Source organism: Ochrobactrum sp. A-1, assembly GCF_022488005.1.
Classification (GTDB): Bacteria; Pseudomonadota; Alphaproteobacteria; order Rhizobiales; family Rhizobiaceae; genus Brucella.
The window spans coordinates 1324136-1339075 of the sequence record NZ_JAKVQC010000007.1 but is presented as its reverse complement, the minus strand read 5'-3'; the positions used below and the strand labels follow the sequence as shown (position 1 = coordinate 1339075).

The window sequence follows — 14940 nt, the reverse complement described above, 5'->3', positions numbered from 1 at the left end:
CTGAAGGGGAGGACTATGGCAAAGGCACTCGCCAAGGCGCAGCCGCGCAAGAACGATCCCGACGCAACACGCGAGAACATTCTCGACGTTGCGGCGCGGGAGTTCGTGGCATCGGGATTTTCCGGCGCGCGCGTGGATGAAATCGCGGCGCAGACCCGCACGTCCAAGCGCATGATCTACTATTATTTCGGTAGCAAGGACGGGCTGTATCTCGCCGTGCTGGAACGGGCCTACGGCAAGATACGCACACTTGAAAGCTCGCTGTCTCTTGACGATCAGGATCCGGAATCCGCCATGCGCAGCCTGGTGGAAAGCACTTTCGACCATGACGATGCCAATCCGGATTTCGTGCGGCTCGTTGCGGTGGAAAATATTCACCGTGCCGAACATATGGAGCGCTCCGATGTTCTGTCGCGCCAGAATGTAACCATTCTGGAAACGATCGAGAAAATCCTTGAGCGCGGTCGTGAACAGGGCGTCTTTCAACGGCGCATTTCTGCGCTGGACCTCCATATGCTGATTAGCGCGCAGTGCTTTTTTCGTGTGTCCAACAGACATACGTTCGGCGCGATCTTCGGCACCGACCTGATGGCGTCCGACGTGAAGGCGCGGCATCGCCGCCTGATCAGCGACACGATCATCGCCCTTTTGAAAAGCCCTGAATAACGAGGGTCGGCGTGGTCCGATCCTGCGGAGAATAAGAGTTGAGAAGTGAAGTGACCAAGCGTCGTGTGCATGTGGGTCTGATCGGCGCAAATATTCAGCGTTCGCTCTCGCCTGCTATGCATATGCGGGAAGGCGAAGCCGCAGGGCTGGCCTATCGCTACGATATTATCGACATCGCCGAAAACGGACGTTCGGCACGTGATCTGCCGGTACTTGTCGAGGATGCCGAAGCTGCGGGATTTGCGGGGCTCAATATCACGCATCCCTGCAAGCAGGCTGCGGTGGCACTGGTCGATGAACTTTCGCCCCATGCCTTGGCCCTGCAATCGATCAACACGGTGGTGTTTTCCGATGGCAGGCGCATCGGTCACAACACCGACTGGTGGGGCTATGCGGAAGGGTTTCGCCGAGGTCTGCCGGGCGCATCATTGGAACGTGTCGTGCTGCTCGGGGCAGGCGGGGCAGGTGTCGCCGTTGCCTATGCGCTGGCGGAAATGGGCGCGCGCGAGGTCCATATCTTCGACCTCGATGCCGCAAAGGTCGATGCCATAATCGGCAAGCTTGTTTCTGTGCAGCCGCAATGCAGTTTCATTGCCGGGGCTGATCTGGCGGAAACACTGGCAGGCGCGTCCGGGCTGGTCCACGCAACGCCGACGGGAATGGATGCGCATCCGGGTCTGCCGCTTGAGCCTGAACTGGTGCAGCCGCACCTCTGGGTTTCCGACATTGTTTATTTCCCTCTGCAGACAGCGCTCGTGCAGCTTGCCAGGGAGCGCGGATGCCGCGTGCTCGACGGGGGTGGTATGGCCGTGTTTCAGGCGGTCGGCGCTTTTGAGCTTTTCAGTGGCATCAAGGCTGCCCCCGACCGGATGCTTGCCCATTTTGCGCAATTGCAGGCAAGGGTTTAAACCGGTTTTCAGCCTGTCATTTCAAAAGGTGCGTCGGTCTCCGGCGCACCTTTTTCTATTCCGAAGCTTCGGGAATTGATGACGCGTCGCTTTCAGATCGTTTATTAAAAATATTCGGATTGTTGACAATATATCGGTTGCGTGTTTAGCTTAATATATTCTTTCCCCGCCAAATGAGGGAAAGATAAAGCTAAGTAAGGGGAACTAAAATGATCAATAGACGCGCAGTTGTTAAGACTGCGGCGCTAGGCGCCGTTTCTATATTTGCGCTCATGTCCGCATCGGCCTCCCAGGCTGCGGACAAGGAGCTGAAGATCGGTTTCGTCGGTGTCACCAGCGGTCCTGCGGCGGCCTGGGGCACATCCAATGTCCGTTCGATGCAGGTTCGTGCCGATTGGCTCAACGAGCAGGGCGGCGTGAAGATCGGCGACGATACCTACAAGATCAAAGTCGTCACCTTCGATGACCAGAAAGACCCGAAACGCGCCATCGCCGGTATGGAAAAGATGGCGCAGGAAGGCGTCCATTATGTGGTTGGCCCGAATGTCGATGACGGTGCCGCCGCTGTTCGCCCTGTCGCGGAAGCCAAGGGCATCATCTATTTTCCTTATTCCTTCCCGAAGGAACTTTATACGCCGCCAGCATCCAACGCCGTTCTTGGCATGATCGCCAATTACCAGTCCGGCCCGGCGATTTATAAGTATCTGAAGGAAAACAAGGGCATCAAGACGGTTGCCTTCGTGGCTGCCAATGAATCCGATCCCCTGAGCCAGCGCGATAGCGGTATTGAAGCCGCCAAGGCGCTCGGTCTCGAAGTCGTCTCGACCAATGATGCCTATCAGAACGATACGCGCGACTTCACGCCGGTCCTGACGCCGATCGTCATGCAGAAGCCGGACCTGCTGGTTCTCTCGGGCGTTGCGCCTGGTAATGCGCCGCTGCTCATCCGCGCTGCGCGTGAGCTTGGCTATCAGGGTTTCATTTCCACCGAAACCGCACAGGATGCCAAGGTTCTGGAAGAAGGCGCGGGCGAACTCGCCAATGGCTTCATCTCGGTCGGCGGCGCTTCCACGCCGGAAATCGCATCCGACGCGATGAAGGAATTCGTCGACCGCTATACCAAGGCTTACGGCGAGTATAATGACGAGTCCAACACCAAGGTCTATGCGCTTGAATATATCGTGGAAACGCTGAAGGCCAATCCGGCGGCGGTCGATAATGTCGAGGAATTCAAGAAGACCATGGACACGTTCTCCGCGCCCAATCCTTTCGTCAAGGGTGATGGCGACGGTTCCAAGCTGACTTACGTTGGCACCTCGTCTTTCACGCAGAAACGGCAGATCGGCATTCCGATGGTCGTGACGGAATACAAGGACGGCAAGTTCGAAACGCTTTTCGTCGGTCAGGTCGATTAACAAATCGACCTGAACAACCCGAAGCAGAAGAGGGGTACTTCTGCTTCGGGCCTCCCAATCGTCATGAACTGTCACGGAGTTTTGGGCCTGTTGAAAGCAGGTCCGATGCTTCGCACGAGGGAGTCTGCCTTCATGGAACAAGTGATAGCCAATGGGCTATATCTGGGTGCGCAATATGCATTGATCGCGTTGGGTCTGACGCTGATCTTCGCACTCATGAACGTCCTCAATTTCGCCCACGGCCAGATGTATGTGCTGGGCGGTTTCGTCACCTATACGGTTTACGGGCAACTCGGCCTGCCGTTTGTTGTCGCTCTTCTGGCCTCCGCCATCACATTGATGATCGTCGGCGCGCTGATCGAAAAATTTCTTTTCCGGCCGGTCATCAAGCGCAGTCTGCGTGATGAAAGCACGATGCTGCTTGCTGCCGCAGTCGCCTTTTTCCTCGACGCGGTGATCCTGCTTCTGTTCGGTGAAAAGCAGCGCGGCGTGCCGAAGATCGTCAATGGGGTCTTCGTGTCCGACTGGTTGATAATGCCATATGACCGTATCCTGATCGGTGTGCTCGCCGTGGTTTTCATCGCAGCTTTCGTTCTTTTCATGCAGTACACAAAACCAGGTCGTGCCATGCGCGCGCTCGCCCAGGACCGCGTGGCCGCACAGTTGATGGGCGTGAATGTCGACCGTTATTCCATGATAGGCTTCGCGCTGGGAGCAATGCTTGCGGGTCTGGTCGGTGGATTGCTGGTCGCCATTACCGGCGTCAATTCCGGCATTGGCGGCGCCATTTCCATCAAGGCTTTCATGATGGTGATGATCGGCGGTGCAGGCGTCGTCAGCGGCGCGATTGCCGGTGGCTTCATCCTCGGCATGATGGAATCCGTCGGTCTGACGGTGCTGCGCTCCTATGGCGATATCACCTATCTCGTCATCTTCGCGGCATTGATGGTGTTCCTGAGCATCCGTCCGAATGGGCTGATGGGCAAGCCTTGGGGTTGAGGGGGCAATCATGACAAAGACAACAAAGCTTATCGGCGTTGCTGCATTTCTGGCCCTGATCTTCATCGGTATTCCGGTCCTGATCGAGGCAACCGGACGACACGACCTCTACTACACGCTGACTTCTGTGGCGCTTCTCTCCATCGTCAGCGGCGGGGTATGGCTCACCTTCTATATCGGTCGCATCAATATCGGTCAGGGCGCCTATGCCCTCATGGGCGGGTATGTCTCAGCAATTCTGATGGTGAAATATGGCGTCTCCTTCTGGCTGACGCTGCCGCTTGCCGGGCTGTTCTGCGCTTTCGCCAGCATCCTGATAGGCCTGCCGATCCTGCGGCTTCGTGGCGTCTATTTCGCCATGGTCACGCTGGTTCTGACGGAAGTTGCCCGCCTTCTGGCAATGGCGCTGCCGATTACCAATGGTGCCAAGGGCATGGTCAGCATCCCGATGCCGGGCGGCATATCGCTGTTCGGCCTGACCATCCTGCCGGATTTCGCAACCTTGCAGAACCCACGCGCAGCCTTCTATTTCGTCTCCATCGTGCTGATGGTGCTGTGCTTTGCCGGACTTTATCGCCTCATCAATTCGCGCATCGGCGGTCTTTGCCAGTCGTTGCAACAGAATGAGGAGCTTGCTTCGTCGATTGGCGTCAACATCACCAATCTGCGTGTGCTGGCCTATGCGATCTCGTCGTTTCTCGGCGGACTTGGCGGCGCGATGTTCGTTGCGATCTCGCAGTCGATCTACCCGTCGAGCTTCACCGTCACGGACTCGGTCAATTTCATGCTCAACTGCTTCCTGGGCGGACTTGGCTATGTGTTCGGCCCCATCATCGGAACCTTCGTTCTCTATTTCGGCTGGGACTTCCTGTTCCAGACCGGCAAGTTCCAGCTGCTCATCTTCTCGAGTGTTCTCATCATCCTGATGCTGTTCCTGCCCAATGGCATTCTCAGCCTCAGACTGACCGGAAAGAAGGGAGTGGGATCATGAGCGATCTTCTGGAAGTCAAGAACCTGACCAAACGCTTCGGCGGTCTGGTGGCGGTCAACGATGTCTCCTTCTCGGTGGGTGAAAAGGAAATCCTGTCGGTCATCGGGCCGAACGGCGCGGGCAAGTCCACGCTGTTCAAGCTGATCGCCTCATTCCTCAATCCCACGACTGGCGAGGTCCGCTTCAAGGGCGAGCGCATATCGGGTCTGGCGCCGCATATCGTGGCACGAAAGGGCGTGGTGCGTACCTTTCAGGAAACCACGATCTTCAAGGGCATGACGGTGCGCGACAACGTGATCGTCGGTCACCATCTGCGCGCCAAGGCGAGTTTTCTCGGTTGTTATGTGGGTTCAAGCCTTGCCCGTCGGGATCAGGAAGAATTCGGGCGTTCCGCCGATGAAATCCTGCAGTTTCTGGGCCTGTGGAAGCAGCGGGATGAAGTTGCGCAGAATCTGCCACACGGCCATCTCCGGGCGCTTGGCATTGCCATTGGTCTGGCGACGGAACCGAAGATCCTGCTTCTGGACGAACCCTTTGCCGGGATGAACCACGACGAAACCGTCAAGGCGGTGGAAATGGTGCGCGCGGTCCGTGACCGGGGTGTCACGGTGCTGTTGGTGGAACACGACATGCCGGCAGTGATGAATATTTCCGACCGGATCGTTGTCATCAATTTCGGGCAGAAGATCGCGGAAGGAACGCCGAAGCAAATCCAGGAGAACGAGAAGGTGATCGAAGCCTATCTCGGCGCAGAAGACGAAACGATTGGATACTGACCATGGCAGAGCTTCTCAAAGTTTCCGATGCCGAACTCTATTACGATCACGTCTATGCGCTGAAAGGTGTTTCCCTGAGCGTTCAGGAAGGGGAGACGGTTGCGCTGATCGGTGCCAATGGTGCAGGAAAATCTTCGATCCTGCGGGCAATCACAGGACTGAAAAAGATCCGCAAGGGTGAGATCCACTATGAGGGTCGCAGGATCGATGGCACCCGGTCAGATGAGATCGTCAGGATGGGGATTGCCATGGTGCCGGAAGGCCGCCGTGTCTTTCCCTATATGAGCGTGCACGACAATCTCATGATGGGAGCGTTCACCCGCTCCAGCAAGGCGGAAATTGCCAACACGCTGGAGATGGTTCTGGGGCGGTTTCCGCGCCTGAAGGAGCGTTATTCGCAGGCCGCGGGCACGATGAGCGGCGGCGAGCAGCAGATGCTGGTCATCGGGCGCGCGCTCATGGCCAAGCCGAAGCTTCTGCTTCTGGACGAACCCTCTCTCGGGGTCGCGCCCAAGCTGGTGCAGGACATCGCCCGCTCTATCGTTGCCATCAATCGCGACGAAAAGGTCAGCGTTCTTCTGGTCGAGCAGAATTCGCGCATGGCGCTCCGCATCTCCCAGCGCGCCTATGCGCTGACGACCGGCAAGATCGTCCTGTCCGGCAATTCGGCAGAACTGGCGACAGACGATCGGGTCAAGAAACTCTATCTGGGCGGCGAGATTTGACGCCAGTGTCCGGTGAATGATTAGGCAGAGTGTCCGAAAGACGCTCTGGACCATCCAGAACGAAAACAAATATTTCGATGGTTCGAGGAAAATGGAAATACTTGTCATCAACCCCAATACAACTGCATCGATGACGCACAAGATCGGCGAGGCCGCGCGCAGCGTGGCAGGTGCCGGCACGACAATCATCGCAAGCAATCCCGCCGACGGTCCGCCGAGCATCGAAGGATATTTCGATGAGGTTTTTGCCATTCCCGGTATGATCGGGGAAATGCAGAAGCGCCCGACCGCCGACGCCTGCGTCATTGCCTGTTTCGACGATACCGGCCTTGACGCTGCACGCTGTGCCGGAACCATGCCGGTGATCGGTATCGGAGAGGCGGCCTTTCACATGGCAAGCCTGATTGCCGGAAAGTTCAGCGTTGTCACCACATTGTCGCGTTCGGTGCCGGCCATCGAGCATAACCTCTCCCGCTATGGCCTCATATCACGCTGCGCCCGTGTTAGGGCTAGCGACGTGGCCGTGTTGGACCTCGAAATTCCGGGATCGGACGCACGTAACAAGGTGTCGAACGAGATCGCGAAGGCGATCCGGGAAGACCATGCCGAAGCCATCGTGCTTGGTTGTGCGGGCATGGCCGACCTTGCCGCTTCCCTTTCAAGGGAGCACGGATTGCCGGTCATCGACGGCGTCACCTGTGCGGTGAAGCTGTGCGAAAGCCTTGTAGGGCTCGGCTTGCGGACGTCCAAACTGGGAGGTTATCAGCCACCGCGAATGAAGGGCTTTCAAGGTATTTTTGAACCCTTTTCGCCCCGAAACTGACTATTCACGCGAGTATTGGGCAGAAAAACTGATGTTCGGGTGATTTCAATCGGGTTTGTACATCAGAATTCGCGACATTGTTGACACTCGCGGGACCTGTGTTCGATATGTAAGAGAATAAATAGCGGATTTGCGGATGCTGTATCGCCTGATCGCATTCACCCTTTGAACAACTTATATTGGATGACGATGAACCTGGCTGCGACCAACACGACAGACCAAAACGGCGGCAATGCGCGCTGGCTTCCGGTCTATAACGGCTTGCGCGAAGCGGTTGTAAGCCATCGTCTGCTTCCGGGCACCAAGCTGCCGGAGGACGAGCTGGCGACGATCTATTCCGTCAGCCGCGCCTTCGTGCGCTCTGCCCTGCAGGCGCTGGCCCATGACAGGCTTGTGCGGTTGGAGCCCAATCGCGGTGCCTTCGTGGCCGAGCCGTCACGCGAGGAAGCGCGCGAAGTGTTCGAGGCGCGTTTGCTGATCGAGCCGCAGGTGGCGGCTCTTGCAGCGAAGGTCATCAAGCCCGAGCAGGTCAAGCAACTGCGCCAGCATCTCCACGACGAGCATGCGGCGCTTCATGCCGGGCGTGACAGCGAGGCGATCATGCTGTCGGCGCTTTTTCACACGCATCTGGCCGAGATTTCGGGGCACTCGATCCTGGCGGGTTTCGTCGGCGATCTGCTGCCGCGTTCCTCGCTCATCATTTCGCTCTATTGGGAACGGCGCGAGACGACCTGCCAGAGCGACGCGCATCATGCGCTGGTCGATGCCATCGAAGAGCACAGAGCCGACGACGCCGCAGCCTTGATGAAGACCCATATTCTCGATCTTCTGGCGGGGCTCAATCTTGAGCGCGTCGAAAAAGAACAGAAACGCCTCTCGGATATTCTGCGTTAGAGTGCATCCGGCAGGCGTGGAAAGTGTGCCATCACGCCGTCGAGGGAGACCCATTCGTGCTTCGATTGCTCGAACACAGACAGGGTGGGCGGGGCAAAAGCCGGATCGGCAAAGGAACCGACCGCTACGCCGATCACGGATGGAGCAGCTTCGGGCAGCCAATAAACGGTTGAGCCGCAACTTGGACAGAAATGCATCCGGACCTTGCGACCGCTCTCGGCTGTCCGCACGAATTCTGCCGATGTGCCTGAAATTTCAACACAGTCTATCGAATAAAAAGCATTCGCACTGAAAGGCGAGCCCGTCCTTCGCTGGCAGGCGAAGCAATGGCACAGGGCCGTCAATTGTGGCGGCTCATGAGGCGTTACCGTCAGATTTCCGCATGCGCATTGAGCATAGGTCATGGATTTCTCCTGCAAGGTGAGATCGCATCGTCTGAAATGGAATTGGGATATTGCCCAAATGGCCAGAGTGGGCCGGAAGGAGCTGGCGAGGGCTTCGGGTTCGGCTGCAATTCTGGCAGCATCTGAACCGAATACTGTGCATTATCATCTCTCTGCACTCTATCCGCAAGCTCGGCTGGATAGAATTTCTCCCGCTTGCTTTTGCGCAAGATATTGCGGACGTTGTTGTCGGACTCCCATTCGGGAGAACACATGGGAGGAAAGATATGCAGCATTACAGGCAGCATTACAGACTGAAATCGCTTTCCCTTGCCGCTGTCATTGCCGTTGCGGGCCATCTGCCTTCGGCCTACGCGGCATCACCAGCGCCAGCAGAAGGCCAGAATGGCATGGTGGTTACGGCCCAGCATCTTGCCTCGCAGGTCGGTATCGATGTGCTGAAGAACGGCGGCAATGCAGTCGATGCGGCTGTCGCCGTCGGCTACGCGCTGGCGGTTGTCTATCCGACGGCCGGTAATCTCGGCGGGGGCGGCTTCATGACGATCCGCTTCAAGGACGGAAAGAGCACTTTTCTTGATTTTCGCGAGCGCGCGCCGCTCGCCGCCACCAAGACCATGTATCTGGACAAGGATGGAAAACCCGTCGAAGGCGCCAGTACTGAAACCTATCTCGCCATCGGCGTGCCAGGCACGGTGGCTGGCCTTGAGGAAGCGCGCGAAAAATATGGCACCCGCAAGCGCGAGGAGTTGATCGAGCCAGCACTGAAACTTGCCAAGGACGGCTTCACGCTGGAGCTGGGCGATATTCTCTCCTTTGCCGATGGCAATGAAAGACTGGCGAAAGACCCGGCAGCGGCGAAAATCTTCCTGAAAGACGGCAAGCCGCTGGGCTTGGGCGAGAAGCTTGTTCAGCCGGATCTGGCGAAATCGCTTTCGGCCATTTCGGAAAAGGGCACGTCGGCTTTCTACCAGGGCGATATTGCCGATCTGATCGTCAAATCGAGCAAGGAAAATGGCGGCATTCTCGCCAAGGCCGATTTCGAGCAATACAAGGTCCGTGAGCTGGAACCGGTCAAGTGCAGCTATCGCGGCTATGACATCGTCTCATCGCCGCCGCCTTCTTCCGGTGGACTGATCATCTGCGAAATCCTGAACGTGCTTGAGGGCTATCCGATTTCCTATCTCGGCTACGGCTCGGCAGAAACCACGCGTTTGATGGTGGAAGCGATGCGCCATGCCTATGTGGATCGCAACACGGCGTTGGGCGACCCTGATTTCGTCGACAATCCAATCGAGAAGCTCACCAGCAAGGCCTATGCCGCAGAAATCCGCAGTCGTATCGATCCTTATCGCGCCGGTGTCAGCGAGGCGCTGAAACCGGCCGAATTCAAGGAGTCCAACGAAACCACGCATTATTCCATCGTGGACAAGGACGGCAATGCGGTCGCCGTGACCTATACGCTGAATGGATCGTTCGGCACGGCCAAAGTGGCCGAAGGCACCGGCATTCTCCTCAACAACGAGATGGACGACTTCACCATCAAGCCGGGCGTGGCCAATCTCTACGGTCTCATACAAGGCGAAGCAAATGCCATCGAACCGCGCAAGTCACCGCTGTCCTCGATGAGTCCGACCATTGTGTCGAAGGATGGCAAGCCGTTCATGGTCATCGGCAATCCCGGCGGTTCGCGCATCATCACGATCACGCTTGAGGCAATCATGAATGTGATCGATCACGGTATGGACATTCAGGAGGCGATTGACGCCCCGCGCATCCATCACCAGTGGCTGCCCGACCGCGTCTATACGGAAGCGAACGCGCTTTCGCCGGATACGATCCGGTTGCTCACCGGTATGGGCTATACGGTCGGTGAAGACGCTGACTGGCCGGTCTGGGGTGAGGCAGCGGGCATTCTTGTCGGTGGCAAGGATATGGCAGCCATCGAAAAGGGCGGCGACAACCGCTATTATGGCGCCATAGACAGCCGTGCCGTCGCTGGTGCTGCATTAGGGTACTAAAACTGAACCACTTCGGCGGTAGCTGAGGGCATAGAAGCGAGGAGACGAGATGACGTCACGTCTCCTCGCTATTGAGGCTGATCAACCAGCGCTTCTGTCGGTTATCCGTGCAGTCTTCAATATTTCGATCACCATTTCCGATGCCTTGTTGAGCGAACCGACCGGCAGAAACTCGTAAATCGAGTGGAAGTTATGCGCGCCGCAGAACAGGTTGGGGCATGGCAGCCCTTTTTCGGATAGCACCGCACCGTCATAACCGCCGCGCATAGGCAGCGGTGTCGGTGTCACGCCTATTGCCTTCATGGCCTGAAGGGCAAGCACGACCGGGTAGCGATTTTCGCCCTGCAGGCTTTCGGCGGCGTTCCGATAGACAGCCTTGTAGTCTACATGAACTGTGCCGTCGCCATGGAGCTGGTTGAAACTTGCGGCGAGGTTCTCGATGAACGCACGACGTGTTTCGTAACCGTCCTTCGTGAAATCCCGGATATCGATAATGAGGCTTGTCTCGGCAACGGTCCCCTGAATGCCCTTGGCCCAATAATAGCCTTCAGTGCCTTCCGTATATTCCGGGCGTTCGCCGCCTGGCATCATTGCAATGAATTGCTGAGCATAGAGAATGGCATTGCGCAATTTGCCCTTCGCCGACATCGGATGGGCTGGCTGGCCCTTGAAGGTGAGGCGGAATTCACCGGCGTTCCAGTTCTCATACACGATCTCGCCAACCGCACAGCAATCGAGCGTATAGGCGAAATCGGCTTTCAGTGACGCGACGTCGAGCGCCTTGGCTCCAAGCAACCCGATTTCCTCATCGGGAACAAAGACGACCTTGACTGTGCCGTGCTCGATTTCGGGGTGAGTAGTCAGGAGCTGCATGGCATGCATGATCTCGGCGATGGCGGACTTGTTATCGGCGCCGAGCAGGCTGGTGCCGTCCGTCACGATGATCCTGTCTCCGACATAACGTTCCAGCTCGGGAAATTCGGCAAGTCGCATGACGGCGCCAGTCGCTTCATTGAGCAGGATATCCCCACCCTGATAATCGACCACATGGGCGCGGGTGTCGGTCGTATATTCGCTGGACGTATCGAGATGGGCGACCCATGCAATCGTCGGGAACTGCTGATCGGCATTCGAAACATTGGCAGGCAATGTGCCAACAACGATCGAGTGGTCACGCTCTTCGACTTCCATGCCCATGGCGCGCATTTCGCTGGCGAGCAACTTTGCGAGATCGGTTTGCCCTTCGCTCGACGGGAGTTTGCCTGCATTCGGCACAGCGGTTGTGTTGATGCGGGTATAGGCTAGAAAGCGGTCTACGATATCCATCTTGTTTTCTCGGCTAGAGCATTTCCAGCAAAAGTGCGAAGCGGTTTTGCGTCGGATAATGCGTAAAAACAAATAGATAGAGCATTTTCAGCAATTCGGTTTAAATTGAAAATGCTCTATTGGTCAACTTGGCTCGGATTTCATCTGAGCACGAAAGAAGAATAGCGGGCGTTTAGGCCCGCCACCCGGAATTTATCGCCAGTTGTCGAACCGGCGCAGGAAAAGACTTATTCCTCGATGTCGACGTCTTCGAAAAGATAGCCGCCAAAGGGATCGATGCGGAAGTCTTTGACTTTCTTGCTGATCGGCTGTTCGACGATCTGATGGGCGATTGTCAGCCAGGGGGCCTGTTCCTTGAAGACGACCTGCGCCTGCTCATAGAGCTTGGTGCGTTCTGCCTGATCGGTCGTCAGCTTGGCTGCCTGAATGAGCTTCTCGAAATCCTGATTGCACCAGTTTGCGCGGTTTGCGCTGCCGATGGCCTGACAGCTCAGAAGGGCTGCGAGGAAATTGTCGGGATCGGCGATGCCACCGGTCCAGCCAAGCATGACGGCGCCGTCGCGATCCTTTTCCAGCGAACGCTTGAGATATTCACCCCAGTCATAGGTGACGATTTCCGCCGTTACGCCCACCTTGGCGAAGTCGGACTGCATAAGTTCGGCTGCGCGGCGCGCGTTCGGCATATAGGGCCGCTGCACGGGCATCGCCCAGATTTTCATCTTCAGGTCTTTGACGCCCGCTTCATCAAGCAGCTTGCGCGACTGTTCGGGGTCATAAGGATCATCCTTGACGTTCTTGTTGTAGCCCCAGACACTCGGCGGCAGCGGATTGACCGAAACGACTGCCGAGCCGAGATAGACTGCATCGATGATCGCGGCCTTGTTGACCGCCATGTTCAGCGCCTTGCGGACACGTACGTCGTCAAACGGCTTCTGTTGGGTGTTATAGGCAAGGAAGGACAGATTCAAACCTTCCTTGTGCAGCATCTCAACAGCCGGGTCCTTCTTCATCTCCGCAATATCGGCAGGGTTGGGAGCGGCGATGACATGGCACTCGCCCGACTTCAGCTTCTGATAGCGCACTGCCGCATCCGGTGTGATCGCAAAGATGAGATTGTCGATCTTCTGCTTGCCTGCCCAGTAGTCGGGATTGGCCTGATAGCGGATGGCGCTATCCTTCTGATAGGCGACAAACTGATAAGGGCCGGTTCCGACTGGCTGCTGGCTGAACTCCGTAATACGGCCTTCCGCAACGAGCTTGTCGGCATATTCCTTGGACTGAATGACGGCGAATGTCAGCGACAGTGTCGAGATAAAGGTCGCTTCGGGATGCGCCAGCACAAACTTGACCGTGTGATCGTCAATCTTTTCGATTTTCTCGATCAGCGAAGGGAAGGAATAGGCCCCGAATTGCGGCCATGCGCCCTGATTGTAGTAGGGATTGTCTTTGTTCCCCTGACGGTCGAACGTGAAGATCACATCGTCCGCATTGAATTCACGCGTCGGGGTGAAAAAACTTGTGGTGTGAAACTTCACGCCTTTTCGCAGATGAAACGTATATTCCTTGCCGTCGGCAGAAACGTCCCAGCTTTCCGCGAGGCCGGGTTCCAGCTCCGTCGAGCCGCGCTTGATCTTGATAAGTCCATTGGAAACATTGCGCGCCGACGCGTCATATACGGCGCCAGACGTCGTCTGCGCTGCATCGAACATTTCAGGAGATGCCTCGGAGCAATAGATCAATGTCTTCGCAAAGACCTGTCCAACTGCCGTGCTGTTGAGCGCAGCCGCGACCAGCGCGGCTGAAAATAGTTTTCCGTAAGTATTCATGAGGCTGCATTCCCTTGCTGGCGACGCGACCGACCTTCGGCGGTGTGTTGTTCAGTATCGACTTTTCGAGATGATTCTAAACAGCGGTGCAATTTTATATGAGCGCGCAAAGGCTCGCGAAGCAAGCTCAAAAGGTTCGGGCGGCATGCCTGGAAAGGGATTAACCGGCGCTGCCGGTCCCGGGAATTTCAGGGATCATCTGGCGCAGCAGGTTTCGCAAGATCGAACGCACGGCGACCGTGGCCGCAGATTGTTCACGGTCGCGGGGCGTGATGAGGCGAACCTCACGCACGATGGCCGGGTCTGTCAGGGGGCGGGCCACGATGCCACGACCGCGCAAGGCGGTGAATGCATAGGCGGGCAGGACAGCGATACCTGCGTCGGCTTCAATCAACGATAGCACCGTATGGACTTGATTGACCTCCATATGAGGGCGAAGCGACAATTTCGTCTGTTCGAAGCCAATTTCGGTCAAAAGCCGGATGTTGCTTTTCTGTGTGAGCGTGATGATGGGCTGATTATCGAGTTCGGACCAGGCGACCTGTTTATATCCCGCAAAATCGTGATGGGGTGATACGAAAATCATCAACTGATCGCGCAGTGCCGTCTGGCTTTCGACGTCCGAATCTTCCCCGGAAAAAGTGCCGACACCGAGGTCGCAACGCCCGTTGCGAACCTGTTCGATGACCACTTCAGGCCCGACATCCTCGATCTTGATGACCAGGTTGGGATGCTCGTCCGCCACGCGGCGAACCAGATGTGGAAGCACTGTCGTGCACAGCAATGGCGGGGCGGCGATACTGACTTGGCCGCGCCGTAATTTCCCCAGATCGCGCACAACTTCGGCGGCACGATCAATCTCTGCAAGACCGGCAAGCGCACCCTCGGCAAAGGCGCGTCCTGCATCGGTCAGGCTGACGCGTCGTGTCGTCCGGTCGAAAAGCCGTGCATCCAGCACCGTCTCCAGGTCGCGGATCGTATGGGAAAGATTGGCCTGGGTTGTCCTGACACGTTCGGCGGCGCGGGAAAAATTTCCCAGTTCGACCACGGCCTGAAAACATTCGATCTGGCGGAGAGTGGGGCGCATCGGATCACTTATGAGTTTTTGTTTATGAATATATTCTACTTACAAGACTTCTCGAATGAAAGAAAGTCAGGCTCGATCAGGA

Annotated in this window: 14 protein-coding genes; 10 read left to right on the top strand and 4 right to left on the bottom strand. The window is 56.8% G+C overall.

Annotation, left to right across the window (positions count from 1 at the left end):
- The first annotated feature begins 15 nt into the window (after window positions 1–15).
- The 9 genes from MKS82_RS24630 to MKS82_RS24590 all read left to right on the top strand — a co-directional run bounded on the left by MKS82_RS24630 (window position 16) and on the right by MKS82_RS24590 (window position 8197).
- The gene (locus tag MKS82_RS24630) at window positions 16–666 is read left to right on the top strand and encodes a TetR/AcrR family transcriptional regulator (protein ID WP_109988246.1); all 651 of its coding nucleotides are present in this window, start codon (window positions 16–18) and stop codon (window positions 664–666) included.
- 50 nt (window positions 667–716) lie between these two features.
- Entirely contained in the window at window positions 717–1574 is an 858-nt protein-coding gene (locus tag MKS82_RS24625) for a shikimate dehydrogenase (protein ID WP_445558096.1), read from the top strand.
- 209 nt (window positions 1575–1783) lie between these two features.
- Window positions 1784–2989 (top strand): ABC transporter substrate-binding protein, encoded by a 1206-nt coding sequence (locus MKS82_RS24620; RefSeq protein WP_109988248.1) that lies wholly within the window; start codon window positions 1784–1786, stop codon window positions 2987–2989.
- 132 nt (window positions 2990–3121) lie between these two features.
- Complete coding sequence (locus MKS82_RS24615; RefSeq protein ID WP_109988326.1) at window positions 3122–3988, top strand: branched-chain amino acid ABC transporter permease; 867 nt, start codon at window positions 3122–3124, stop codon at window positions 3986–3988.
- 10 nt (window positions 3989–3998) lie between these two features.
- Window positions 3999–4979 (top strand): branched-chain amino acid ABC transporter permease, encoded by a 981-nt coding sequence (locus tag MKS82_RS24610; protein ID WP_109988249.1) that lies wholly within the window; start codon window positions 3999–4001, stop codon window positions 4977–4979.
- Window positions 4976–5755: an ABC transporter ATP-binding protein gene (locus tag MKS82_RS24605; RefSeq protein WP_240579444.1), complete on the top strand. Its 780-nt coding sequence runs from the start codon at window positions 4976–4978 to the stop codon at window positions 5753–5755. The genes MKS82_RS24610 and MKS82_RS24605 overlap by 4 nt, the downstream gene beginning before the upstream one ends.
- A 2-nt stretch (window positions 5756–5757) precedes the next feature.
- Window positions 5758–6480, top strand: a complete 723-nt coding sequence (locus MKS82_RS24600) for an ABC transporter ATP-binding protein (RefSeq protein WP_240579443.1) — start codon at window positions 5758–5760, stop codon at window positions 6478–6480.
- 91 nt (window positions 6481–6571) lie between these two features.
- Window positions 6572–7303: an aspartate/glutamate racemase family protein gene (locus MKS82_RS24595; RefSeq protein WP_109988327.1), complete on the top strand. Its 732-nt coding sequence runs from the start codon at window positions 6572–6574 to the stop codon at window positions 7301–7303.
- Between the two features lie 189 nt (window positions 7304–7492).
- Window positions 7493–8197 (top strand): GntR family transcriptional regulator, encoded by a 705-nt coding sequence (locus tag MKS82_RS24590; RefSeq protein WP_109988328.1) that lies wholly within the window; start codon window positions 7493–7495, stop codon window positions 8195–8197.
- Here MKS82_RS24590 and MKS82_RS24585 read toward each other — a convergent pair.
- Window positions 8194–8601 (bottom strand): GFA family protein, encoded by a 408-nt coding sequence (locus MKS82_RS24585; RefSeq protein WP_240579442.1) that lies wholly within the window; start codon window positions 8599–8601, stop codon window positions 8194–8196. The two genes, MKS82_RS24590 and MKS82_RS24585, sit on opposite strands and share 4 nt — an antisense overlap.
- Before the next feature lie 266 nt (window positions 8602–8867).
- On the opposite strand from MKS82_RS24585, the gene ggt reads away from it, so the two are divergent.
- Window positions 8868–10619, top strand: coding sequence for a gamma-glutamyltransferase (gene ggt / locus MKS82_RS24580; protein ID WP_109988252.1), 1752 nt, complete (start codon window positions 8868–8870; stop codon window positions 10617–10619).
- A gap of 81 nt (window positions 10620–10700) precedes the next feature.
- Here the strand turns inward: ggt and pepT are convergent, their stop codons facing one another.
- From pepT to MKS82_RS24565, 3 genes are all read right to left on the bottom strand, one after another.
- Complete coding sequence (gene pepT, locus MKS82_RS24575; RefSeq protein WP_109988253.1) at window positions 10701–11945, bottom strand: peptidase T; 1245 nt, start codon at window positions 11943–11945, stop codon at window positions 10701–10703.
- A gap of 227 nt (window positions 11946–12172) precedes the next feature.
- The gene (locus tag MKS82_RS24570; RefSeq protein ID WP_109988254.1) at window positions 12173–13771 is read right to left on the bottom strand and encodes an ABC transporter substrate-binding protein; all 1599 of its coding nucleotides are present in this window, start codon (window positions 13769–13771) and stop codon (window positions 12173–12175) included.
- A 160-nt stretch (window positions 13772–13931) separates the two neighbouring features.
- On the bottom strand, window positions 13932–14858 hold the full coding sequence (locus tag MKS82_RS24565) for a LysR family transcriptional regulator (RefSeq protein WP_109988255.1): 927 nt from the start codon (window positions 14856–14858) through the stop codon (window positions 13932–13934).
- Window positions 14859–14940: the final 82 nt, after the last annotated feature.

Coding starts and splice junctions, on each gene's coding strand:
- MKS82_RS24630 (WP_109988246.1), top strand. CDS start 16: ATGGCAAAGGCACTCGCCAAGGCGCAGCCGCGCAAGAACGATCCCGAC.
- MKS82_RS24620 (WP_109988248.1), top strand. CDS start 1,784: ATGATCAATAGACGCGCAGTTGTTAAGACTGCGGCGCTAGGCGCCGTT.
- MKS82_RS24615 (WP_109988326.1), top strand. CDS start 3,122: ATGGAACAAGTGATAGCCAATGGGCTATATCTGGGTGCGCAATATGCA.
- MKS82_RS24610 (WP_109988249.1), top strand. CDS start 3,999: ATGACAAAGACAACAAAGCTTATCGGCGTTGCTGCATTTCTGGCCCTG.
- MKS82_RS24605 (WP_240579444.1), top strand. CDS start 4,976: ATGAGCGATCTTCTGGAAGTCAAGAACCTGACCAAACGCTTCGGCGGT.
- MKS82_RS24600 (WP_240579443.1), top strand. CDS start 5,758: ATGGCAGAGCTTCTCAAAGTTTCCGATGCCGAACTCTATTACGATCAC.
- MKS82_RS24595 (WP_109988327.1), top strand. CDS start 6,572: ATGGAAATACTTGTCATCAACCCCAATACAACTGCATCGATGACGCAC.
- MKS82_RS24590 (WP_109988328.1), top strand. CDS start 7,493: ATGAACCTGGCTGCGACCAACACGACAGACCAAAACGGCGGCAATGCG.
- MKS82_RS24585 (WP_240579442.1), bottom strand. CDS start 8,601: ATGACCTATGCTCAATGCGCATGCGGAAATCTGACGGTAACGCCTCAT.
- ggt (WP_109988252.1), top strand. CDS start 8,868: ATGCAGCATTACAGGCAGCATTACAGACTGAAATCGCTTTCCCTTGCC.
- pepT (WP_109988253.1), bottom strand. CDS start 11,945: ATGGATATCGTAGACCGCTTTCTAGCCTATACCCGCATCAACACAACC.
- MKS82_RS24570 (WP_109988254.1), bottom strand. CDS start 13,771: ATGAATACTTACGGAAAACTATTTTCAGCCGCGCTGGTCGCGGCTGCG.
- MKS82_RS24565 (WP_109988255.1), bottom strand. CDS start 14,858: ATGCGCCCCACTCTCCGCCAGATCGAATGTTTTCAGGCCGTGGTCGAA.